At 73.7% G+C, this 21,402-nt stretch carries 23 protein-coding genes; 17 read left to right on the top strand and 6 right to left on the bottom strand.

The window, feature by feature from the left end; translation table 11 throughout:
* Window positions 1–40: 40 nt before the first annotated feature.
* The gene (locus IAG44_RS29885; protein WP_187750179.1) at window positions 41–205 is read right to left on the bottom strand and encodes a hypothetical protein; all 165 of its coding nucleotides are present in this window, start codon (window positions 203–205) and stop codon (window positions 41–43) included.
* A gap of 224 nt (window positions 206–429) precedes the next feature.
* On the opposite strand from IAG44_RS29885, the gene IAG44_RS29890 reads away from it, so the two are divergent.
* The 4 genes from IAG44_RS29890 (at window position 430) to IAG44_RS29905 (ending at window position 4,437) form a co-directional block, all read left to right on the top strand.
* A complete protein-coding gene (locus IAG44_RS29890; protein ID WP_187750180.1) occupies window positions 430–1,623 on the top strand; it encodes an NYN domain-containing protein in 1,194 nt (397 codons plus the stop codon).
* A 119-nt stretch (window positions 1,624–1,742) separates the two neighbouring features.
* On the top strand, window positions 1,743–2,717 hold the full coding sequence (locus IAG44_RS29895; RefSeq protein ID WP_187752910.1) for an ABC transporter ATP-binding protein: 975 nt from the start codon (window positions 1,743–1,745) through the stop codon (window positions 2,715–2,717).
* A gap of 127 nt (window positions 2,718–2,844) precedes the next feature.
* Window positions 2,845–3,666 (top strand): ABC transporter permease, encoded by an 822-nt coding sequence (locus tag IAG44_RS29900; RefSeq protein WP_187750181.1) that lies wholly within the window; start codon window positions 2,845–2,847, stop codon window positions 3,664–3,666.
* Between the two features lie 105 nt (window positions 3,667–3,771).
* A complete protein-coding gene (locus IAG44_RS29905) occupies window positions 3,772–4,437 on the top strand; it encodes a DUF2567 domain-containing protein (protein ID WP_187750182.1) in 666 nt (221 codons plus the stop codon).
* Between the two features lie 716 nt (window positions 4,438–5,153).
* On the opposite strand, the gene ybaK is transcribed toward IAG44_RS29905, so the two are convergent.
* The 4 genes from ybaK to IAG44_RS29925 all read right to left on the bottom strand — a co-directional run bounded on the left by ybaK (window position 5,154) and on the right by IAG44_RS29925 (window position 9,213).
* The gene (ybaK, locus tag IAG44_RS29910) at window positions 5,154–5,651 is read right to left on the bottom strand and encodes a Cys-tRNA(Pro) deacylase (protein WP_187750183.1); all 498 of its coding nucleotides are present in this window, start codon (window positions 5,649–5,651) and stop codon (window positions 5,154–5,156) included.
* Between the two features lie 8 nt (window positions 5,652–5,659).
* Window positions 5,660–6,397 (bottom strand): LON peptidase substrate-binding domain-containing protein, encoded by a 738-nt coding sequence (locus IAG44_RS29915; RefSeq protein ID WP_187750184.1) that lies wholly within the window; start codon window positions 6,395–6,397, stop codon window positions 5,660–5,662.
* An 11-nt stretch (window positions 6,398–6,408) separates the two neighbouring features.
* Entirely contained in the window at window positions 6,409–7,419 is a 1,011-nt protein-coding gene (locus IAG44_RS29920; RefSeq protein WP_425508477.1) for a hypothetical protein, read from the bottom strand.
* Window positions 7,420–7,614: 195 nt separating this feature from the next.
* Window positions 7,615–9,213: an oxidoreductase gene (locus tag IAG44_RS29925; RefSeq protein ID WP_187750186.1), complete on the bottom strand. Its 1,599-nt coding sequence runs from the start codon at window positions 9,211–9,213 to the stop codon at window positions 7,615–7,617.
* 165 nt (window positions 9,214–9,378) lie between these two features.
* Here IAG44_RS29925 and hisD point away from each other — a divergent pair, with 165 nt between their 5' ends.
* The 10 genes from hisD (at window position 9,379) to IAG44_RS29975 (ending at window position 17,259) form a co-directional block, all read left to right on the top strand.
* The gene (gene hisD, locus IAG44_RS29930) at window positions 9,379–10,704 is read left to right on the top strand and encodes a histidinol dehydrogenase (protein ID WP_187750187.1); all 1,326 of its coding nucleotides are present in this window, start codon (window positions 9,379–9,381) and stop codon (window positions 10,702–10,704) included.
* A complete protein-coding gene (locus tag IAG44_RS29935; protein WP_187750188.1) occupies window positions 10,701–11,807 on the top strand; it encodes a histidinol-phosphate transaminase in 1,107 nt (368 codons plus the stop codon). The genes hisD and IAG44_RS29935 overlap by 4 nt, the downstream gene beginning before the upstream one ends.
* Window positions 11,804–12,397 (top strand): imidazoleglycerol-phosphate dehydratase HisB, encoded by a 594-nt coding sequence (hisB, locus tag IAG44_RS29940; protein WP_187750189.1) that lies wholly within the window; start codon window positions 11,804–11,806, stop codon window positions 12,395–12,397. The genes IAG44_RS29935 and hisB overlap by 4 nt, the downstream gene beginning before the upstream one ends.
* Complete coding sequence (locus tag IAG44_RS29945) at window positions 12,394–12,558, top strand: hypothetical protein (protein ID WP_187750190.1); 165 nt, start codon at window positions 12,394–12,396, stop codon at window positions 12,556–12,558. The genes hisB and IAG44_RS29945 overlap by 4 nt, the downstream gene beginning before the upstream one ends.
* Window positions 12,555–13,199, top strand: a complete 645-nt coding sequence (hisH, locus tag IAG44_RS29950; protein ID WP_187750191.1) for an imidazole glycerol phosphate synthase subunit HisH — start codon at window positions 12,555–12,557, stop codon at window positions 13,197–13,199. The genes IAG44_RS29945 and hisH overlap by 4 nt, the downstream gene beginning before the upstream one ends.
* A complete protein-coding gene (gene priA / locus IAG44_RS29955) occupies window positions 13,196–13,921 on the top strand; it encodes a bifunctional 1-(5-phosphoribosyl)-5-((5-phosphoribosylamino)methylideneamino)imidazole-4-carboxamide isomerase/phosphoribosylanthranilate isomerase PriA (protein WP_187750192.1) in 726 nt (241 codons plus the stop codon). Before hisH ends, priA begins: the two co-directional genes overlap by 4 nt.
* A complete protein-coding gene (locus IAG44_RS29960) occupies window positions 13,918–14,316 on the top strand; it encodes a RidA family protein (protein WP_187750193.1) in 399 nt (132 codons plus the stop codon). Before priA ends, IAG44_RS29960 begins: the two co-directional genes overlap by 4 nt.
* Window positions 14,313–15,068 (top strand): imidazole glycerol phosphate synthase subunit HisF, encoded by a 756-nt coding sequence (gene hisF, locus IAG44_RS29965; RefSeq protein WP_187750194.1) that lies wholly within the window; start codon window positions 14,313–14,315, stop codon window positions 15,066–15,068. The genes IAG44_RS29960 and hisF overlap by 4 nt, the downstream gene beginning before the upstream one ends.
* A gap of 124 nt (window positions 15,069–15,192) precedes the next feature.
* Window positions 15,193–15,783 carry a winged helix-turn-helix domain-containing protein gene (locus tag IAG44_RS29970; RefSeq protein ID WP_187750195.1) on the top strand — a complete coding sequence of 197 codons (591 nt, stop codon included), beginning with the start codon at window positions 15,193–15,195 and terminating at the stop codon, window positions 15,781–15,783.
* A gap of 51 nt (window positions 15,784–15,834) precedes the next feature.
* On the top strand, window positions 15,835–17,259 hold the full coding sequence (locus IAG44_RS29975; protein WP_246562179.1) for an MFS transporter: 1,425 nt from the start codon (window positions 15,835–15,837) through the stop codon (window positions 17,257–17,259).
* 72 nt (window positions 17,260–17,331) lie between these two features.
* Here IAG44_RS29975 and IAG44_RS29980 read toward each other — a convergent pair whose 3' ends face one another.
* Window positions 17,332–17,967 (bottom strand): TIGR03085 family metal-binding protein, encoded by a 636-nt coding sequence (locus IAG44_RS29980; protein ID WP_187750197.1) that lies wholly within the window; start codon window positions 17,965–17,967, stop codon window positions 17,332–17,334.
* Window positions 17,968–18,050: 83 nt separating this feature from the next.
* Between IAG44_RS29980 and hisI the strand changes: the two genes are divergently transcribed.
* The 3 genes from hisI to IAG44_RS29995 all read left to right on the top strand — a co-directional run bounded on the left by hisI (window position 18,051) and on the right by IAG44_RS29995 (window position 21,103).
* Window positions 18,051–18,431 (top strand): phosphoribosyl-AMP cyclohydrolase, encoded by a 381-nt coding sequence (hisI, locus tag IAG44_RS29985; protein ID WP_187750198.1) that lies wholly within the window; start codon window positions 18,051–18,053, stop codon window positions 18,429–18,431.
* 11 nt (window positions 18,432–18,442) lie between these two features.
* The gene (locus tag IAG44_RS29990; RefSeq protein ID WP_187750199.1) at window positions 18,443–19,927 is read left to right on the top strand and encodes an anthranilate synthase component I; all 1,485 of its coding nucleotides are present in this window, start codon (window positions 18,443–18,445) and stop codon (window positions 19,925–19,927) included.
* Between the two features lie 528 nt (window positions 19,928–20,455).
* On the top strand, window positions 20,456–21,103 hold the full coding sequence (locus IAG44_RS29995) for a TIGR02234 family membrane protein (RefSeq protein WP_187750200.1): 648 nt from the start codon (window positions 20,456–20,458) through the stop codon (window positions 21,101–21,103).
* Window positions 21,104–21,402: the final 299 nt, after the last annotated feature.

The following is a 21,402-nucleotide window of genomic DNA, read 5'->3' on the forward strand; positions in this document are numbered from 1 at the left end:
GCGTCCCGTGCGGGACGCGCCCCTTGTTGTCGTCCGGCCCTCAGTTGTGGCCGAAGCGGCGTTCGCGGTGCTTGCGGGCCATGTCCATGGGGGTGGCCTGGGCGGCGGACTTGGACCGGGCCTCCATCGCCGACTGCTCGGCGTCCTGCCGGCCGCGCTCCGCGGGAGACTGCTGGGCGCGCTGTTGTTTCTTGTGCTTGGCCATGGGGATCTGCCTCCTGAGGGGTTGAGAGACCAGGGCCGGACCTCAGACTCACACGCGTGGAGAAGAGCCGCATTTCGGATCATCGCGCTGTGTGATCAAGGGGGCCGAGGGGGCAAAGTCCCCAAACGCCACGCCGAAGATCCAGTTCGGGCCGTTAACCCCCGCGAGGTCGGGCAGACTCGAAGGAAGCCCGAAGCACAACTCCCGGGAAGAGGGTGAGTCGCGTGGACCGCTGCATCGTCCTGGTGGACGCCGGGTATCTGCTCGGGGCCGCCGCCAGTCTCCTCGCCGGCGAGCCCTCGCGCTCCCGCATCACCGTCGACCACAACGCCCTCGTCCAAGGGCTGCGCGAACAGGCCGAGTCGGACACCGAACGGCCCCTGCTGCGCATCTACTGGTTCGACGGCGCCCCCGACCGCGTCCCCCAGCCCGAACACCGCAGGCTGCGCGTGATGCCCCGCGTCACCGTCCGCCTCGGCGCCCTGACCCGCAGCGACGGACGCTGGGCGCAGAAGGGCGTCGACGCCGCGATGCACGCCGAGCTGACGGAACTGGCCCGCAACCGCGCCTGCTCGGACGTCGTCCTGGTGACCGGCGACGGCGATCTGCTGCCGGGGATGATGGCGGCCAAAGAGCACGGCGTCGCCGTCCACCTGTGGGCCGTCCAGGCCGCCGACGGGGACTACAACCAGTCCGAGGACCTGGTCGCCGAGGCCGACGAACGGCGGGTGCTCGACCGGAACTGGATCACCAAGGCCGTCCGCGCGAAGGAGCACGGCGGGGTGTGCGCGCCGCCGCCCGTGCCGCGCCCGGAGATCGCGGCGATCCTCGCGGCCCCCCTGCCCGACGCGCCGCGCGCCCCCGAACCCGAACCCCGCGAGCACGCGCCCGCCGACGCCAACGGCACCGCCGAGCGCGTCCCCGCCCCCAAGGGCATCCCCACCCCGAAGGACCTGGCCGGCCTGCGCGCCCCCGGCGCGGCCCAGCCCGCGCCCGCCCCCGCCGCGACCCTGCGCTGGTCCTCCGACAAGGGCTGGGTCGACCGGCCCGCCGCCGAACCCCCCGAGGCCGCCGCGATGCCGACGCTCGCGCAGCTCACCACCGCCGAACAGCGCTGGGCCGACCGCGAGGAGGACATCACGACCGTCGGCGGCGACCCCTACGAGGTCGGCCAGGTCTTCGCCCGGCGCTGGATCGCCCGCCTCGGCGACCAGAGCCACCTGCCGAAACTGTCCGGAATGTATCCCCGCGTCCCGCACCGCATCGACGGCGAACTGCTGCGCTACGCCGCCCGCTTCGGCCTCCTCGCCCACAAGGACGACCAGATCGACGAGCACGACCGGTACGCGATCCGGGCGGGATTCTGGCGCGAGATCGACGCCAGGACCGGCGTGGAACACGCTCCGGCCGACAGCTGAGGGGCCCGGACGCGGGCTCCCGGTCCGGCCCCCAGGCGCGAGCGGGGGCCGCCGACCCCGTACGCTCTCCCCTTGTGAGTACGCGCGCGGCGCCGGCGGTCCGGCACACGGAGGACATCGTGTGTGCCGTGCGCGGGCTGACCAAGACCTACCCGGCGGTGCGCGGCAGGCGCGGCGCGCCCGGGACCTCCGAGGTGCGGGCCACGGACGACGTGAGCTTCGACATCCGGCGCGGTGAGATCTTCGGACTGCTAGGCCCCAACGGCGCCGGCAAGTCCACGCTCGTCCGCCAGCTCACCGGCCTCATGCGGCCCGACTCGGGCGGTGTCGAGATCATGGGCCACGACATCGTCCGCCACCCCGAACGCGCGTCCCGTCTCCTCGCCTACCTCGGGCAGGAGTCCACCGCCCTCGACGAACTCACCGTCTCCCTCGCCGCCGAGACCACCGCGCGGCTGCGCGGGCTCGACGTGCGCGAGGCCCGCGCCGAACGGGACGCCGTCCTCGACGAGCTGGGGCTCACCCCGCTCGCCGGGCGTCCGCTGCGCAGGCTCTCCGGCGGACAGCGCAGGCTCGCCTGCTTCGCGACGGCGCTGGTGGGGGAGCGGCGGCTGCTGGTCCTCGACGAGCCGACGACCGGGATGGACCCCGTCGCGCGGCGCGCCGTCTGGTCCGCCGTCGACCGGCGGCGCGCGGAGTGCGGGACGACCGTGCTGCTCGTCACCCACAACGTCATCGAGGCCGAGACCGTCCTCGACCGGGTCGCCGTCCTCGACCGGGGGCGCGTGATCGCCTGCGACACGCCGACCGGGCTGAAGGAGCAGGTCGCGGACGAGGTGCGGGTCGAACTCGTCTGGCGGGAGAAGGCGCCGCTGGACGTTCCCGAGGTCGCCGCGCTGCGGGAGCGGGCGCTGGAGTCCGGGCGCCGCTGGACGCTGCGGCTCGCGCCCGAGGAGGCGCGGACGGTCGTCTCCACGGTCACCGGCGGGGCCGCGTTCGCCGCGCTCGACGACTTCACGCTCGCCACGCCCAGCCTTGAGGACGTCTATCTCGCGCTCGGCGGGGACGCCCGGCAGGGGCTGGTGAAGGCATGAACGGGTGTTTTCGCGTCTTTGGGGCCGGGATGAGTTTTCCGGGTGCCGGATCCGTACGGGACGGCGGGGCCGGGGTCCTCGGGGTCCTTGAGGCCGTCGAGGCCCTTGAGAAGAGGAGCAGCGCCACGTGAGTGTCGTACCCGTCGGGGTTCTGCGGGAGAGTGCCAGGGCCGCGGTGCGGGGGGAGCGTGAGGCCGCCGAGCTGGGGCCGCGGGCCCGGCTGTGGCCGTCGCTCGCCGCCGTCTACCGCGCGCAGCTCTCGCGGGCGCGGGTGGCGCGGATCCCGCTGCTGTTCGTCGCGACGTTCCAGTCCGTCGGGATCCTCATCATGATGCGGGGCGTCGTCGACGGGGGGCGCGAGGCGGAGTCCGTCGTCGCCGGGTCCGCGGTGCTCGTCGTCGCGTTCGTCGCGCTGAATCTGCTCGCCCAGTACTTCGGGCAGCTGCGGGCCAGCGGGGGGCTCGACCACTACGCGACGCTGCCGGTGCCGCCGGCCGCCGTGGTGCTGGGGGCGGCGGGGGCGTACGCGTCGTTCACCGTGCCGGGGACCGTGGTGACCGCCGTCTTCGGGTGCGTGCTGTTCGGGCTGCCGTTCACGCATCTGTGGATCCTCGTCGCCGTCATCCCGCTGTCCGGGGCCGCGCTGGCCGGGCTGGGGGCGGTCCTCGGGCTGCTGGCGCCCCGGCCGGAGCTGGCGACCGTCCTCGGGCAGCTCGGGATGTCCGCCGCGCTGCTGCTGGGGGTGCTGCCGCCGGACCGGATGCCGGACGTCGTGCTCTTCGCGCGCGATCTGCTGCCCTCGACGTACGGGCTCGAAGCGCTGGCCCGCACGTTCGCGGAACGGCCGGACTGGGCTCATGTGCTGGGGGATCTGGCCGTGTGCGCGGGCGTGGGGGTGGTGTCGCTGGGGGTGGCGACGTGGGCGTATCGACGGGCCGCGGTTCGGTAGGGCCGGGGGCTGCGGGGGTCGGGGTCCGGTGGGCTCCGAAGGGTGTGAGGGGCGCTTAGGGCGTCCGGTGGCGCGTTCCTCAGGTGGGCCTGGCACGATGGCAGGGTGACCGCTCCGCTGACTCCGCCTACGCCGCCGCACGAACCGTCCTCGCCGGGGGGCTGGCCTCCGCCGCCTCCCGAGGGGTACGGGCAGGTCGTGGAGGCGCCCCAGGAAGGGGCCGGGGCCCGGGGCGAGTTGGTCGCGGATCTGCGGGACGGGGGGATCGTCGCCGTCGCGGTGACCGTGCTCGGGGTCGTGCTGGGGCTGCTGTGGCTGTGGCTGGCTCCCCGGGTGCCGCTCGTGGGGGACCAGTCCGACGGGAGCTGGGTCGTCTACCTCAAGGACTCCGAGGGGGAGCAGGCGATCGGGGTCGACGGAACGTTCACTCTGCTGGCGCTCGCGTGTGGTGCGCTGAGCGCGGTGGGCGTGTTCCTGTGGCGCCGGCGCGGCGGGGTGCCGCTCGTCGTGGGGCTCACGCTGGGGGGTGTGCTGGCGTCCGTCGTGGCCTGGAAGCTCGGCGTCTGGCTCGGGCCCTCCTCCGACGTCATCGCCCACGCCAAGAGTGCGGGCAAGGGGGTGACGTTCTCGGCGCCGCTGAAGCTGAACGCCAAGTCCGCGCTGGTGGCGTGGTCCGTGGCGGGGTTGCTGGTGCATCTGGGGTTGACGGCGCTGTTCGGTCCCCGGGATCCGGAGCCGGAGTATGAGCCGTATGTGATGCCGCCGGCGTAGGGGGCCGGGCGGGTGGGGTGTGCGGGGTGAGGGGGCGCGCGGGGGCGTGAGGTTGGGGTGAGGAGGCGCGGGGCGCGATGTTGGGCGCGCGGGCCCGCGTAGGGGGCTTGTGGAACCCGGGGGCGTGCGTGCGGGGGTGTGTGGGCGTGCCGCGCGCGGGCGTCCATGCCGGGGTGTGTTGTGGGTGGGCGTCTGTGTGTCGTCGGCGGGCCTTCGCGTCGTGCGCCTGTGTCGCGTGGGGCGCTTGGCGCCGGGTGGGCCCTCATGCCGCGCGGGCGCCCGCGCCGGGCGTCGCGTCGCCTGGGCGCGTACGCCGGGTGCGGGCCGGGCTTGGGCGCTCCGCGCCGCTGGGTGCTGTACCGCGCGGGCACCCACGCCGGGGTGTGTTGTGGGTGGGCGCCCGTGTGTCGCTGGCGGGCCCTCGCGTCGTGCGCCTGTGTCGCGTGGGGCGCTTGACGCCGGGGCCCTCATGCCGCGTGGACCCCTGCGCCGGGTGCCGCGTCGCTTGGGCGCGTACGCCGGGTGCGGGCCGGGCTTGGGCGCTCGCGCCGCTGGGTGCTGTAGCGCGCGGGCGCCCGGTTCGCGGCGTCGCGCAGTTCCCTATGCCGGGCGCCTTCCGTGGTTGGCGCGGCGTTTCTTGATTCGCCATTTCCGCTTGCGTGTGCGTTTCGACATGCCTTCTCTGCTTAGCGGAGGGAGGGCGGTACGTCGAGGGGTCAGGGGCGGCCGATCGGGGCGGTGACGGCGTCGGTGAGGGTCGTGAGGTCGGTGGGGGAGAGTTCGACCTCCAGGCCGCGCCGGCCGGCGGAGACGCAGATGGTGGGGTGCGCGTTCGCGGAGGAGTCGAGGACGGTGGGGAGGCGTTTGCGCTGGCCGAGGGGGGAGATGCCGCCGCGGACGTACCCGGTGGTGCGTTCCGCGAGCGCCGGGTCGGCCATGGCCGCCTTCTTGCCGCCGACGGCGTTCGCGAGGGCCTTGAGGTCGAGCGTCCCGGCGACGGGGACGACGGCGACCGTCAGCGCGCCGTCGACGTCCGCGACGAGCGTCTTGAACACCCGCTCCGGGGACACGCCCATCGCCTCGGCGGCCTCCTCGCCGTAGGAGGGGTGGGCGGGGTCGTGGTCGTAGGCGTGGACGGTGTAGGAGACCCCGGCCGCCGTGAGGGCGACGGTCGCCGGTGTTCCCCCGGACTGCTTCTTCGGCTTCTTCGCCACGTGGGCCCTCAGTTCAGGCTGGTCGGACCCCGCGTCAGGTCCGACGCGGGCAGGGACGGCAGGGTACGGAGGATGGCCGTCTCGGCGCGCAGGATTTTCAGCTCGTCCCGCAGCCGGGACGCGAAGTCCGGCGCCTGGAGGAGCCGTTGCTTGGTCGGCGTGTCGAGCATCATCGTCGCGGCGACGAGGTACGACACGACGCCGGGCTCGTCGGGCAGGTCGCCCGAGAGGACGGACAGCTCACGCGCGCCGGCGAGCCGCTTCTGGTACTGCCGGAAGGCCCGCAGGACGACCTCGGCGAGCCCTTCGGCCTCCTCGCCCCGCTCCTCGGGCAGCTCCTCCAGCTCGGCGGTGAGGAACGGCCCGGAGGAGTCGACGGACAGCAGCCGGACCCGTGTCGTCCCGGTCGCCAGGACCTCGAACGTGCCGTCGGCCCGCTCCCGGACGGTCGCCGCGTCGGCGACGCACCCCACCGCGTGGAACGCCTTGAGCGGGTCGGGGCCGAAACCGGCCAGCGGCCCTCGTTCGGGCCGCGCGGTGGGATCGGGCATGCCCTGCGCGGCGGGCGCGACCTCGTGGCCGTCGCGGATGGCCACGACGGCGAACCGGCGCGGCTCGTCCTCGGGGGTCTTGAGCAGCGCGCGCATCATCGCGCGGTAGCGCTCCTCGAAGACGTTCAGCGGCAGTACGAGCCCCGGGAACAGCACCGAGTTCAGGGGGAAGAGCGGGAGACGGACGGTGGTCACGGTGCGGAAGCCTAATGGCCCGCGAGGGTGGGAGGTCCGTCATGACCGCTCCACGGACGCGCGGGGCGGCCCCGCAGGAGGTCGTCGCGCACCGCGAGGAAGTGGCCGAGGGGGTCCTCGGAGAAGCGGTTCCAGGGGAACGAGGTGACGTACGGGCCGAGCATCCGCAGCTGCACGAGCGCGTCCTCGCGGCGGTCGAGGCGGGACAGGACGTAGACGAGGCCGTTGCGGACCTCGGCCGCGCGCGAGTCGTCGCGGCCGAGCCGGGCCGACAGGACGATCGCCCGGTCGGCCGCCGCGTCCAGGCGGGCGCGCGGCACCTCGGGCCCGCAGCCGTCCGTCAGGTAGACCAGGGCGGCGATCGCGGGCAGGGTCTGGACGAGGGAGTCGGCGGGGGCGTCCTGCGCGGCGCGGTCGGCGAAGTCGAAGCACTCGGGGTGCGAGCCGTGCCAGGAGACCGCCAGGTAGCGCAGGGCGGCGACATGGCAGCCGAAGTGGTGGGGGGAGCGGCGGACGGCCGCCTCCCACAGTTCGCCGAAGTACTTGTGGCCGGCGCCCGCCCCGCGCGCGTGGTCGAGGGCGATGCGCCAGGGCACCGGATCGCGGTCCCACGCCTGGGCCGCCGCCGTGATCAGCGGGCTCACCTCGCGCAGGAGTTCCGCCCGCGCGGGCGAGCGCCAGGCGCGGGCGACCGCGAGCTGGGCGGCGACCAGCAGGACGTCGGGGTCGCGCGGGGCCGCCGCCCGCCACTGGTCGAACCACTCGGGGCGGGCGTCGGCGAACGCGGCGAGGCTCTTGACGTAGCGGTCGCGGGCCTCCCAGTCGCGCCGTACGCGGGTGCGCGCGAGCAGGCCGGCCGCCGGTCTGTGCTCGCCGCCGCCGGCCGCGACCAGGGCGGGGCCGAGGAGGTCGTCGGGGACGTCGAGCAGCATCTCGTCGTCGGCCGGCAGGCCGGTCGCGGCGAGGGGCGCCGCGCGCTTCGGGGCGCGGGCCGGGCGGATGAACGTGGGCAGCAGAGCCATGGTGCCGACCATTGAAAAACGCTGGTCCGTGACGCGCCAGAGGTAAAGCGCAACCCATGGAAAGTTGTACGCCCTGAAGTCAAGGGAGGGTAAAAGGTTACCGTTCAGTCGGCACGGGACGGGCACGGAGTGCGGTTTCCGTGGCTGCGGGGCCGCCCGGAGTGCGGATTTCGTGGAGGTCTCGCCGCGCGTGTTTCAGTCCCTCCGCAGCAGTCTGGTCGCGCCCGCCGCGACCGTCGTCGCGAGGACCCAGCCGAGCAGGACCATCGCGGCGGTCGCCCACTGCCAGGCCCCCGGCAGCCGCCACTGGCCGGCCTGGCCGAGGTCGATCACCGGCAGCAGGAGGTCCAGGGCGAACAGGGCCGGGTCCCATGGCGGGGCCCCGCCGCTCGTGGGCCGGTGCGGCGCGAACCCGAAGGCGACCGAGCCCGCCGCCCACAGCACCGCCATCCACACCGCGGCCCGCCCCGGCCGGTACCCGTAGGCGACCGTCCAGTCCTGCGCGAACCCCCACAGCTTCGCCCCCGGCGGCAGCGTCTCCCGGCGGCGGCGCTGCTTGGCGAGCAGCACCTCCCGCGCGTCCTCGTCCTCGCCGCCCGCGCGCAGGACCGCCGCCAGCCGCTCGTAGGGCTCCGGCGCGTACTCCGCGGTCGCCGCCGCGACCCACTCCAGGCGGGCGGCCAGCGGGAACGGGCCGACCGGCACCAGGTTGTCGTAGCTGAACCCGGCCATGTGCAGGCGGCCGGGGCCCGGCCAGGCGCTCGCGCGGTCGATCAGGTTGATCACCCGGGCGCCCGACAGGACGACCTTCCCGCGCGCGGGACGCTCCCCGAGGAACCTCAGCTCCGAGGCGTGGACCCGGCGCAGGGACACCTCCTGGTCGTCCGTGAGGGTGAACCGCGCGGACTGGAGGTCGACGGCGTCCCCGAACCGTCCGTCGTCCAGCCGCAGGCCGCCGTGGCAGTCGAACCGCCGCACCCGTACGCCCTGCGCGGGCGTCAGTCCCGTCACCGGACGGCCGCCGGCCGCCGCCGGGGTCAGGTACAGCGTGCGCTCCACGGTCAGTTGCGGGGCGTTCAGCGCGAACCGGCCCGGGGAGCCGGCCAGGCGCGCCCCGCGCAGGCTCAGCGAGACCCCGACCTTCGCGCCGCGCAGGCTCAGCTCGCCGTGCGACTCCAGCAGTTCGGCCTGCACGTCCTGGCCCACGGTCATGCCGTCGGCGACGATCGAGCGCCCGCTGCGGTCGCGGTGCACGACGGCCTCGTTGAGCAGCAGGTCGGTGCCTATGTGGGCGTCGGTCAGCCGGATGCCCTCGGGGAAGCGGCTGCGCGGCAGATGCAGGTCCCCCTCGGTGTGTACGCGCGCCGCCTCCAGGCGCGGCACCGCGCAGTCGACCAGCCGCAGCGTCGTGAACCGCGCCTCCGGCAGCAGCACCTCCTGGTCGAACCGGCAGCGCCGCAGCTCCACGTACGGCACGACCCGGCCGCCCGAGAGGTCCAGGGCGCCGCTCACCCGGACCCCGACCAGCTTCAGCGACGAGACCCGGCCGGTGAGCGCCGGCGGGCCGTCCAGCAGGAGCCAGGCCATCACCCTCGCCCGGACCGTGCGCCCCTCGCCCCACGGGTGGCCGCCGTGCGGGTCGTCCACCTCCGGGTTGCCGCAGCTCAGGTCGTACACCCCGCCGTCCCTGAACGCCTGCCACAGCCCCGCCTCGACCGCCGTCAGATCTCCCGGGAGGTCCCTGACATGCCGCTCGGCCCCCTCGATCACCGCTTTCCCTCCTTTCTCGCACATCTGTTCTGTCACTTGTTCTGCCCACTGAGTGACGTTTTGAACACTGAACGTGACATCGATCTCCGGAAGTTCCCGACTTCGTCCACTCCGCGTGACGACCGGGTTCTGTATCAGCCATTGATACGCGCGAACGGCCCCCGAGCCCGGTCTGCGAGAATTGGCCACGTGATCTCGCGAATCGATCTGCGCGGCGACGCCCTCCCCGAGGGCCCCGCCCTGCGCGACCTGCTGCCCCGAGCCGACTTCGACGTCGCGGCCGCCCTGGAGAAGGTGCGTCCCATCTGCGAGGCCGTGCATCATCGGGGCGACGCGGCGCTGATCGACTTCGCCGAGCAGTTCGACGGCGTACGGCTCACCTCCGTCCGCGTCCCCGCCGACGCGCTCACCAAGGCGCTGGCCGAGCTGGACCCCGCCGTCCGCGCGGCCCTGGAGGAGTCGATCCGGCGTGCCCGCCTCGTCCACCGCGCACAGCGCCGTACGGCCCACACGACCCAGGTCGTGCCCGGCGGCACCGTGACCGAGAAGTGGGTGCCCGTCGACCGGGTCGGCCTGTACGCGCCCGGCGGGCGGTCGGTCTACCCGTCGTCCGTGATCATGAACGTGGTGCCCGCGCAGGAGGCAGGCGTCGAGTCGATCGCCCTCGCCTCGCCCGCGCAGGCCGAGTTCGATGGCCTTCCGCACCCCACGATCCTCGCCGCGTGCGCGCTGCTCGGTGTCGACGAGGTCTACGCCGCCGGCGGCGCGACCGCCGTCGCGATGTTCGCCCACGGCACCGAGTCCTGCCCGCCCGCGAACATGGTCACCGGGCCCGGCAACATCTGGGTCGCCGCCGCCAAGCGGTACTACACCGGGAAGATCGGCATCGACGCCGAGGCGGGCCCGACCGAGATCGCGGTCCTCGCCGACGCCACCGCCGACCCGGCGCACGTCGCCGCCGACCTGATCAGCCAGGCCGAGCACGACCCGCTCGCCGCCGCCGTCCTCGTCACCGACTCCGTCGAACTCGCCGACGCCGTCGAGAAGGAACTCGTCCCCCAGGTCGCCGCCAGCAAGCACGTCGACGACCGGATCGCCCCCGCGCTCGCGGGCCGGCAGTCCGCGATCGTCCTCGTCGACGGCGTCGAGGAGGGCCTGCGGGTCGTCGACGCCTACGGCGCCGAGCACCTGGAGATCCAGACCGCCGACGCGACGGCCGTCGCCGCGCGTGTGCGCAACGCGGGCGCGGTCTTCGTCGGCCCCTGGGCGCCCGTCTCCCTGGGCGACTACGCGGCCGGCTCCAACCACGTCCTGCCCACCGGAGGCTGCGCCTGCCACTCCTCCGGACTGTCCGTGCAGTCGTTCCTGCGCGGCATCCACATCGTCGACTACACGCGCGAAGCGCTCGCCGACGTCGCCCATCACGTCGTCACGCTCGCGGAGGCCGAAGACCTCCCGGCACACGGCGCGGCGATCAAGGCGAGGTTCGACTGGAAGGTTCCGGAGAGCAAGTGACAGGCATCGACGATCTCCCCGTACGGGACGAACTGCGCGGCAAGTCCCCCTACGGAGCGCCCCAACTGGACGTCCCCGTACGGCTGAACACGAACGAGAACCCCTACCCGCTCCCGGAAGAACTGGTCGAGCGGATCACCGAGCGCGTGCGCGAGGCCGCCCGCGACCTCAACCGCTACCCCGACCGGGACGCCGTCGAGCTGCGCACCCAGCTCGCGAAGTACCTCACCGACACCACCGGCCACGAGGTCGCCCTCGCCAACGTGTGGGCCGCCAACGGCTCCAACGAGGTGATCCAGCAGCTCCTGCAGACCTTCGCCGGGCCCGGACGCAGCGCGATCGGCTTCGAGCCGTCCTACTCGATGCACGGCCTCATCGCGCGCGGGACGGGCACCGAGTGGATCTCGGGCCCCCGCGAGGACGACTTCACGATCGACGTCGACGCCGCCACGCGCGCGATCGCCGAGCACCGCCCGGACGTCGTCTTCGTGACCACCCCCAACAACCCCACCGGCAACGCCGTCCCGCGTGAGACCGTCCTCGCCCTGTACGAGGCCGCGCAGGCCGCGAAGCCGTCCATGGTCGTCGTCGACGAGGCGTACATCGAGTTCAGCCACGGCGACTCGCTGCTGCCCCTCCTGGCGGGCCGGCCGAACCTGGTGATCTCGCGGACGATGTCCAAGGCGTTCGGCGCGGCCGGACTGCGCCTGGGCTACCTCGCCGCGCACCCGGCGGTCGTCGACGCCGTGCAGCTCGTCCGGCTGCCCTACCACCTCTCGGCGGTCACCCAGGCGACCGCCCTGGCCGCCCTGGAGCACACCGGCACGCTCCTGAAGTACGTCGAACAGCTCAAGGCGGAGCGCGACCGGCTGGTCGCCGAGCTGCGGGCCATCGGCTACGAGGTGACCGAGTCCGACGCCAACTTCGTGCAGTTCGGCCGCTTCGGCGACCCGCACGCCGCGTGGCGATTCATCCTCGACCGCGGGGTCCTCATCAGGGACAACGGGGTACCCGGCTTCCTGCGGGTGTCCGCCGGCACCCCCGAAGAGAACGACGCGTTCCTCGACGCGGTCCGTGAACTCAAGAAGGAGCAGCGCGTATGAACCGCGTCGGCCGTACAGAACGCACCACCAAGGAGACCTCCGTCCTGGTCGAGATCGACCTCGACGGGACGGGCAGAACCGAGATCTCCACGGGCGTCGGCTTCTACGACCACATGCTCGACCAGCTCGGCCGGCACGGTCTGTTCGACCTGACCGTCAAGACCGAGGGCGACCTGCACATCGACTCGCACCACACGATCGAGGACACCGCCCTCGCGCTCGGCGCCGCCTTCCGGCAGGCCCTCGGCGACAAGGTCGGCATCTACCGCTTCGGCAACTGCACGGTCCCCCTGGACGAGTCCCTGGCCCAGGTCACCGTCGACCTCTCCGGCCGCCCCTACCTCGTGCACACCGAGCCCGAGAAGATGGCGCCGATGATCGGCGAGTACGACACCACGATGACCCGGCACATCCTGGAGTCCTTCGTCGCCCAGGCCCAGATCGCGCTGCACGTGCACGTGCCCTACGGGCGCAACGCGCACCACATCGTCGAGTGCCAGTTCAAGGCCCTCGCGCGCGCACTGCGCTACGCCAGCGAGCGCGACCCGCGCGCGGCGGGCATCCTTCCCTCCACGAAGGGCGCGCTGTGAACGGGTTGTCGACGATCCTGATCGTCGTGGGTCTCTTCCTGCTCGGCGGTGTCTACTCCTTCGCCAAGCAGGACATGCCGAGGAGCCTGATCGTGCTCCTGTCGGTCGCCGCCGGGATGGCGCTCCTCGCGGGCGTCCTGAGGCTGGAGGTGTGGAATTGAGCGCTTCTGGGAAACGCGTCGTCGTCTTCGACTACGGCTTCGGCAACGTGCGCTCCGCCGAACGCGCCCTCGCGCGCGTGGGCGCCGACGTCGAGATAACGCGTGACTACGACAGGGCGATGAACGCCGACGGCCTCCTGGTGCCCGGCGTGGGCGCCTTCGCCGCCTGTATGCGGGGCCTGAAGGAGGCGCGCGGCGATTGGATCGTCGGCCGGCGCCTGTCCGGCGGGCGCCCGGTGATGGGCATCTGTGTCGGTATGCAGATCCTCTTCGCGCGCGGCATCGAGCACGGCGTCGAGACCGAGGGCCTGGACGAGTGGCCCGGCACGGTCGAACCCCTCAAGGCCGACATCGTCCCCCACATGGGCTGGAACACCGTCGACGCCCCCGAGGGCACCCAGCTCTTCGCCGGGGTCGAGCCGGACGCGCGCTTCTACTTCGTGCACTCCTACGGCGTCCAGGACTGGTCCCTGGAGGTCCACAACCAGGCCATCAGGGCCCCCAAGGTCGCCTGGACGACCCACGGCACCCCGTTCGTCGCCGCCGTCGAGAACGGCGCCCTGTGGGCCACGCAGTTCCACCCCGAGAAGTCCGGCGACGCCGGAGCCCAGCTCCTCACCAACTGGATCGGAACCCTGTGAGCAAGCTCGAACTCCTCCCGGCCGTCGACGTCCGCGACGGCCAGGCCGTCCGGCTCGTGCACGGCGAGTCCGGGACCGAGACGTCCTACGGCTCCCCCCTGGAGGCCGCCCTCGCCTGGCAGCGGGCGGGCGCCGAGTGGCTGCACCTCGTCGACCTGGACGCCGCGTTCGGCACTGGCGACAACCGGAAGCTCATCGCCGAGGTCACCGGCGCGATGGACATCAAGGTCGAGCTGTCCGGCGGCATCCGCGACGACGACACGCTGGCCGCCGCCCTCGCGACCGGCTGCACGCGCGTGAACCTCGGCACGGCCGCCCTGGAGACCCCCGAGTGGGTCGCCAAGGTCATCGCCGAGCACGGCGACAAGATCGCCGTCGGCCTCGACGTCCGCGGCACCACCCTGCGCGGGCGCGGGTGGACGCGCGACGGGGGCGACCTGTACGAGACGCTGGAGCGGCTGAACGCCGAGGGCTGCGCGCGGTACGTCGTCACCGACATCGCCAAGGACGGCACCCTCCAGGGGCCCAACCTGGAACTGCTGCGGGGCGTCTGCGCCGCGACGGACCGGCCCGTCGTCGCCTCCGGCGGCGTGTCGTCCCTCGACGACCTGCGCGCCATCGCCGAACTCGTGCCCCTCGGCGTCGAGGGCTCCATCGTCGGCAAGGCGCTCTACGCGAAGGCGTTCACCCTCGAAGAGGCGCTGGCGGCGGTGTCGTCATGACGTCCGGCGTACGGCGCGTGGCGAGCGGGTCGCCCTGGGAGGAGCCCTTCGGGTTCTCCCGTGCCGTCGCGGCGGGCGACCGGATCCTGGTGGGCGGCACGACGTCCTTCAAGGACGGCGTCCTGCACGGCGAGGGCGACCCCTACGAGCAGGCCAGGACGGCGTTCGGGACCGCCCTGGAGGCCATCGCCGAACTGGGCGCGGGACCTGAGGACGTCATCCGTACGCGCGTACTGCTCATCCACGCGCGGGACGTCGACGAGGCCGGGCGCGCGCACAAGGAACTCTTCGACGCGGTGCGCCCGGTGACCACGTTCGCCGTCGTGACCGGGTTCGTCGACCCGCGCATCCTCGTCGAGGTCGAGCTGGAAGCATTCAGAGGAGCCGACTCATGACCCTGGCCGTCCGCGTCATCCCCTGCCTGGACGTCGACAACGGACGGGTCGTCAAGGGCGTCAACTTCCAGAACCTGCGCGACGCGGGCGACCCCGTCGAGATGGCCAAGGTGTACGACGCCGAGGGCGCCGACGAGCTGACGTTCCTCGACATCACCGCGTCCTCCGGGAACCGCGAGACCACCTACGACGTGGTGCGCCGCACCGCCGAGCAGGTCTTCATCCCGCTCACCGTCGGCGGGGGCGTGCGCGCGCCCGAGGACGTCGACAAGCTCCTGCGCGCGGGCGCCGACAAGGTGGGCGTCAACACCGCCGCCATCGCCCGGCCCGAGCTGATCAAGGAGATCGCCGAGCGGTTCGGGAGCCAGGTGCTCGTGCTGTCCGTGGACGCGCGGCGCACCGAGTCCGGGTCGTTCGAGGTGACCACGCACGGCGGGCGCCGGGGGACCGGCATCGACGCCGTCGAGTGGGCTCACCAGGCCGCCGAACTGGGGGCGGGAGAGATCCTGCTCAACTCGATGGACGCGGACGGGACGAAGGACGGCTACGACATCGAGATGATCGAGGCCGTCCGCAAGCACGTCTCCGTGCCGCTGATCGCGTCCGGGGGCGCCGGGAAGCTGTCCGACTTCGCGCCGGCCGTCGGGGCGGGCGCGGACGCCGTGCTGGCCGCGTCGGTGTTCCACTTCGGGGATCTGCGGATCGGCGACGTGAAGCAGGCGCTGAGGGAGGCCGGGCACCCGGTTCGGTGAGGCTGTAGCGCGTTGGTGTAAGCCCCGTTCGCCTGGCGAACGGGGCTTACTTGTGGGGTGATACGAAAGGGAAGTTGCGCAAAATGTGTTGCGCAACTTTCCTTTCGTATCTAGCGTGGAGGGCATGACAGAGCAGGAGAGGGACCGGCGGATCACCGACGTGGGCACGCTCAAGGCGCTCGCCCACCCCCTGCGGTCCCAGCTGTACCGGGGGCTCACCGTCGCGCGCGTGGCGACCGCCTCGCAGCTCGCCGCACAGGTCGGCGAGGCCGTCTCCCTCGTCAGCTACCACCTGCGCAAACTCGCCGAGCACGGGCTCATCGAGGAGGCCGGGGCGCAGAGCGCGGACGGGCGTGAGCGGTGGTGGCGGCGGACCTCCGACGGGCTGCGCATCCAGGACGCCGACTTCCGCGACGCGCCCGAGCGGGCCGCCGCGCACACCGCCGCCAGCCGGCTGTTCTTCGAGCAGCGCGCGGACATGTACCGGCACTTCCTCGACGAACGCGCGCGTTGGGGCGCCGAGTGGAACGCCGCCGCCGAGTCCTCCGAGACCAACCTCCGGCTCACCGCCGGGGAACTGGCCGAGCTGAACCAGGAGCTGCTGGCCCTGCTGCGGCGGTACGACGAACGCGGGCGGGCGGCCGAGGCCGCCGGGGACACCGAGGGGCGGGAGAACGTCCAGGTGCATACCTACGCGTTCCCGTTCCGGTTCTGAGGGGGCTCCGTGGACGGCGTGGGCGCGCGTGGCGCGCATCGGGATCCGAACGTGCTCCGCTGGCTCGCCGGGTTCACCGCCTCCGGGGTCGGTGACAACGTGTACTACGTCGCCCTGTCCTGGGCCGCCGTGCAGGCCGGGACGCCCTTCCAGGCCGGGCTGGTGACCGTCGCGGGGGCGCTGCCCCGGGCCGTGCTCATGCTGGGCGGGGGCGTGCTGGCCGACCGGTACGGGGCCCGGCGTGTCGTACTGGCCGGCACGGGGGTGCGGTGCGGGCTCGTCCTGCTGGCCGCGCTGCTGCTGGTCGCCACCACCCCCGGGCTCGTGGTCCTCGCCGCCGTCGCGGTGCTGTTCGGGATCGTCGACGCCGCCTTCCTGCCGGCCGCGGGGGCCCTGCCGGCCCTCATAGCGCCGCCCGGCCAGTTCGGGCGTGTGCAGGGGCTCCGGGGGCTGTCCGTGCGGCTGGCGAACGTGCTGGGCGGGCCGTTGGGCGGGGTGGGGGTGGCGGTCGGGGGGACCGCGGGGGCGTTCGGGGTGGCGGCGTTGCTGATCGGGGTGTCGTGGCCGGTGCTGGGGGCGGTTCGGGTGCGGGGTGTCGAGGCAGGGGCGGGCGAGCGGGAAGGGTCTGGGCGGCGGGGGTGCCTTCCGCGCGGGACAGCCGCACGCGCGCGTGCGGGGGAGGGGCTGGAAGTGGTGGGGGTGGCTTCGGGGGACGTCGGGTTCGCGCGCGGGGGCGAGAGGGCCGCAGGGGCGGGGGCTTCGGCGGCTGTGGTGGCGGGGCGTGACGCTGTCGCGCGGGACGCGCGCGTGGGTGGGAAGGGCCGGGGGCGCTGGGAAGGCCCGGGTGAGCCGGGGGCCTGGTGGCGTGGGGTTGCGGGGGAGTTGGTGGACGGCGTGCGGTACGTGCGGCGGGACCGGGTGCTGACAGCGCTGGTGGTGTCCATCACGCTCAGCGATCTCGGGTTCGTGGGGCCGATGAACCTGGGGCTGACGCTGCTCGCCGGGGAGCGCGGGTGGGGGGCCTCCGGGCTCGGGCTCGTCCTGGCCGGGTTCGGAGTGGGGGCCGGTGCCGCGTCGCTCCTCCTCGCCTGGCGGGGGCGGGTCCCGCGCGCGGGGTGGGTGCTGGCGCTCGCCACCGTCGGCGGCGCCCTCGCCATCGCCGCCCTCGCGCGCGTGCCGTCCGTCGCCGGTGCCGTGTCCGTCGCCCTGTGCGTCGGCCTTCTCGCCGGGCTCGGCGGGGCGCTCGCGGGGACCCTCGTCCAGGCCCGCGCGGGCGCCGCGTACATCGGCCGCGTCACCGCCGTCTCCACGCTCATCGGCTACGGCGTCGCACCGCTCACGTTTCCCCTCGTGGGCTGGGCGGTCTCCCTCTGGGGCACCGGCCCGGTCTTCGCGGCCTGCGCGATGCTCAACGGGGGCAGCGCGGTTGTCGTGCTGGGGGTGCGGGGGTTGCGGCGGGCGGAGTTGCCGGGGTGAGGGGGCGGGGACGGGAGTTGACGCGGGCCAACTGGAGCGAGGCTCCTCCCCGTCAGCCCCGGGCCACGGTGCTCACATGCCCAACTGCTTGCCCGCGCGCAGTTGTTCGATCGCCTCCTTGTCGCCCTCCAGGTCGACCTGGGCTGTGGACTGGCGGCCGAAGACGAGCATGAGGAGTTCGGAGGGCTCGCCGGTGGCGGTGACGACGGGGGTGCCTTTGTGGGCCACGGCGGTGCGGCCGTCGGGGCGGCGCAGGACGAGGCCGGTGGGGGAGGAGCGGGCGACCAGGCGGGCGGTGCGTTCGAGGCGGGACCAGAGGGCGTCCTGGAAGACGGGGTCGAGGGGACGCGGCGTCCAGTCGGGCTGGGCGCGGCGGACGTCCTCGGTGTGGATGTAGAACTCGACCGTGTTGGCGGCCTCGTCGAGCTGCTTGAGGGCGAACGGGGAGAAGCGCGGCGGGCCCGTGCGGATGAGGTGGATCAGGTCCTCGTACGGCTTGGCCGTGTACTCGGCCATCGTCTTGTCCAGACGGGACGCCAGTTGCTTGATCAGCGTGCCGCCCGCGGCGTCGGGGCGGCGTTCGCGCACCACCACGTGCGCGGCGAGATCCCGGGTCAGCCAGCCCTCGCAGAGCGTCGGGGCGTCCGGACCGCAGGTCTCCAAGAGGTCGGCGAGAAGCAGCCGTTCACGCTTGGCGAAGGTCGACATGCCGCCAGCCTACGACCGCCGCGCACGTCCGCACAGTGGACACCGGACCGTCACTGTCAGTGGCAGGCGGCACAATGGCAGGCATGACCAGCACGACCGGTGACCCCCGGCCCAGCAGCCTCGATCCCGAGATCGCGGCGCGCCTGAAGCGCAGCCCCGACGGCCTCGTACCCGCGATCGCCCAGCAGTACGACACGGGGGAGGTGCTGATGCTGGGCTGGATGGACGACGAGGCGCTGCACCGGACGCTGACGACCGGCAGGTGCACGTACTGGTCGCGCAGCCGCCGCGAGTACTGGGTCAAGGGCGACACCTCGGGGCACGTCCAGTGGGTGAAGTCGGTCGCGCTGGACTGCGACGCCGACACGGTCCTCGTCCAGGTCGACCAGGTCGGCGCCGCCTGTCACACGGGCGCGCGGACCTGCTTCGACGAGGATGTGCTCTCTCTCACCTCGGGTCAGTAGGGTCGGCCGCCATGGACCTCGACACGTTCCGCAAGCTGGCCGTCGACCGGCGGGTCATCCCGGTCACCCGCAAGCTCCTCGCCGACGGCGACACCCCGGTCGCGCTGTACCGCAAGCTCGCCGCCGAGCGCCCCGGCACGTTCCTGCTGGAGTCCGCGGAGAACGGCCGTTCCTGGTCTCGCTACTCCTTCGTGGGCGTGCGCAGCGCCGCGACGCTCACCGCGCGCGACGGCCAGGCGCACTGGCTCGGCACACCCCCGGTCGGCGTCCCCGTGGACGGCGACCCGCTCGCCGCGCTGCGGGCGACGATCGAGACGCTGCACACGCCCCACGCGCAGGACCTCCCGCCCTTCACCGGCGGCATGGTCGGCTACCTCGGCTACGACATCGTCCGCCGCCTGGAGAAGATCGGCCCCGGCGAACGCGACGACCTGAAGCTGCCCGAGCTGACGATGCTCCTCACCAGCGACCTCGCCGTCATGGACCACTGGGAGGGCTCCGTCCTGCTGATCGCCAACGCGATCAACCACAACGACCTCGACACGGGCGTCGACGAGGCGTACGCGGACGCGATCGCGCGCCTGGACGCGATGGAGGCGGACCTCTCGCGCGCGGTCGCGCAGCCGCCGGCCGTCCTGCCGCCGTCCGAACTGCCCGAGTACACCGCCCTGTGGGGCGGGCCCGACTTCATGGCGGCCGTCGAGGACATCAAGGAGCGCATCCGCGCGGGCGAGGCGTTCCAGGTCGTGCCCTCCCAGCGGTTCGAGACGCCGTGCACGGCGAGCGCGCTGGACGTCTACCGGGTGCTGCGGGCGACCAACCCGTCGCCGTACATGTACCTGTTCCGGTTCGACGGGTTCGACGTCGTCGGATCGTCCCCGGAGGCCCTGGTCAAGGTCGAGGACGGGCACGCGATGGTCCACCCCATCGCCGGGACCCGGCACCGGGGGGCCACGCCGCAGGAGGACCAGGCCCTCGCGGACGAACTCCTCGCCGACCCCAAGGAACGCGCCGAGCACCTGATGCTGGTCGACCTCGGGCGCAACGACCTGGGGCGCGTGTGCGAGCCGGGGTCGGTGGAGGTCGTCGACTTCATGTCCGTCGAGCGGTACTCGCACGTGATGCACATCGTGTCGACCGTCACCGGCCGCGTCGCGCCCGGCCGCACCGCGTTCGACGTCCTCACGGCGTGCTTCCCCGCCGGCACGCTGTCGGGCGCGCCGAAGCCCCGCGCGATGCAGGTCATCGACGAACTGGAGCCGTCCCGGCGCGGGCTGTACGGCGGCTGCGTCGGCTACCTCGACTTCGCGGGCGACTCCGACACGGCCATCGCGATCCGCACGGCCCTGCTGCGCGACGGCACCGCCTACGTCCAGGCGGGCGCCGGCATCGTCGCCGACTCCGACCCCGTCGCCGAGGACCAGGAGTGCCGCAACAAGGCTGCGGCGGTCCTGCGAGCGGTCCACACGGCGAACCGCCTCGGCGGGACGAGCTGACGCCCCGGCGCGCGTGAGGCGCCACCGGCCTCACCGGGCGGCCGGGCACGCCGGTTGTCGCCCGGTGGGCCGGGACACGCCGGTTCCCGTCAGGCGGGCCGGGGTACGCAGGCGGGCCTCACCTGGCGGGCGGGGCGCGTCGGCGGTCTCACCTGGTAGGCCGGGGTGCGTCGGTGGGCTCGGTGGGAGGCTCGTGGTGGGGTTTCGCCGGGGGTGCGACCGTGCGGGCCGTCGGCCGGTGCCCTCCGCTCGGAGCCGAAGCGGCGCGGCCGGCCCGCCGGTCGGACCGGTCACAGCGCGGGCCGCTCAGCGGCACCGGCACGGCACCGGTACCCCGATGCGCCGTGCCGACGCCCGCCCCTGCGGGCTGACCTGCCGGGTCACCGCCCCCCCCCGCGCCGGTACACCGCTCAGCGAGATGTCGCCAGGTCTCGCACGCCCGCCGGTTCGTGGTTCGCGGTGTTTCGGTCGTGCCCCGTGCGCCGGATATGAACCCCGGGTGACGGAACGCCCGGGGTTCAGGCGATAGTGGAGTACGTGACTGCTGTACCGCACCCCCGCATCGAGGCCGGACCCGCGCGTTCCGGCCGCCGTAGCCTCGCTCTCGCCCTGCTCAGCGGGGCGCTCGGCGCGGCCGTCGCGCTGCTGGCGACCCGGCAGCGATGGTCGGAGGGGACCGCGTCGGTGGCAGGCGGGGCCTTCCGGCTCACCGCGAAGGGCAGCGACGTCACGGGGGTGCCCGCCGCGCTCGCGATAGTGGGCCTCGCCGCGCTCGTCGCCGTCTTCGCGGTCCGCCGCGCGGGCCGGCTCGCCGTCTCCGTCGTCCTCGCGCTCTCCGGCGTGGGGATCCTCGTCGCGGCCCTCACCGGCGCGGACGACAGCTCCGCGCTCGACGAGCAGGCCGCGAAGGCGTCCGGCGACACCTCCGCGACCGTCGCCGCGCTCTCCCACACGGCCTGGCCGTACGTCGCCGCGGCGGGCGGCGCCCTCCTGCTGCTCGCCGGCCTCCTCGCCCTGCGCTACGGCCGCCTGTGGCCCGGCATGTCCGGCCGCTACGAACGCGACGGCACCCCCCGCCCCCGCCGCACCGCCAAGCCCGCCGACCCGGACCGCCCTGAGGACATGTGGAAGGCACTGGACCGCGGTGAGGACCCCACGGGCGCGGACCCCGCCTGAGGGGATCCGCCGGGGAGCGGCCCACGCCGGGGGAGCGATGTCCTCGCGGAGGCCCACACCGGGAGCGGCGCCCTCGCGCAGGCACACGCGCGAGGCTGCTGGCCCGAGAGCCGGGTGCCCCGCGTCGCGCCGACGGACGGGTGCCCCCGGCGTCGCACCTGGCCCGGGAGCGAGGGGCGTTCCGGCCTGGCGGTGCGTCACGCGTGCGCGCGTGCCGGTGAACCCGCACTCGGCCGGCCGGCCCTCCACTCTCGCGTCCCGTGCGCGCCCGTGACAGCGAACCCGCGCCCGGCCGGCCG

It is taken from the genome of Streptomyces roseirectus (genome assembly GCF_014489635.1).
GTDB classification, from domain to species: Bacteria; Actinomycetota; Actinomycetes; order Streptomycetales; family Streptomycetaceae; genus Streptomyces; species Streptomyces roseirectus.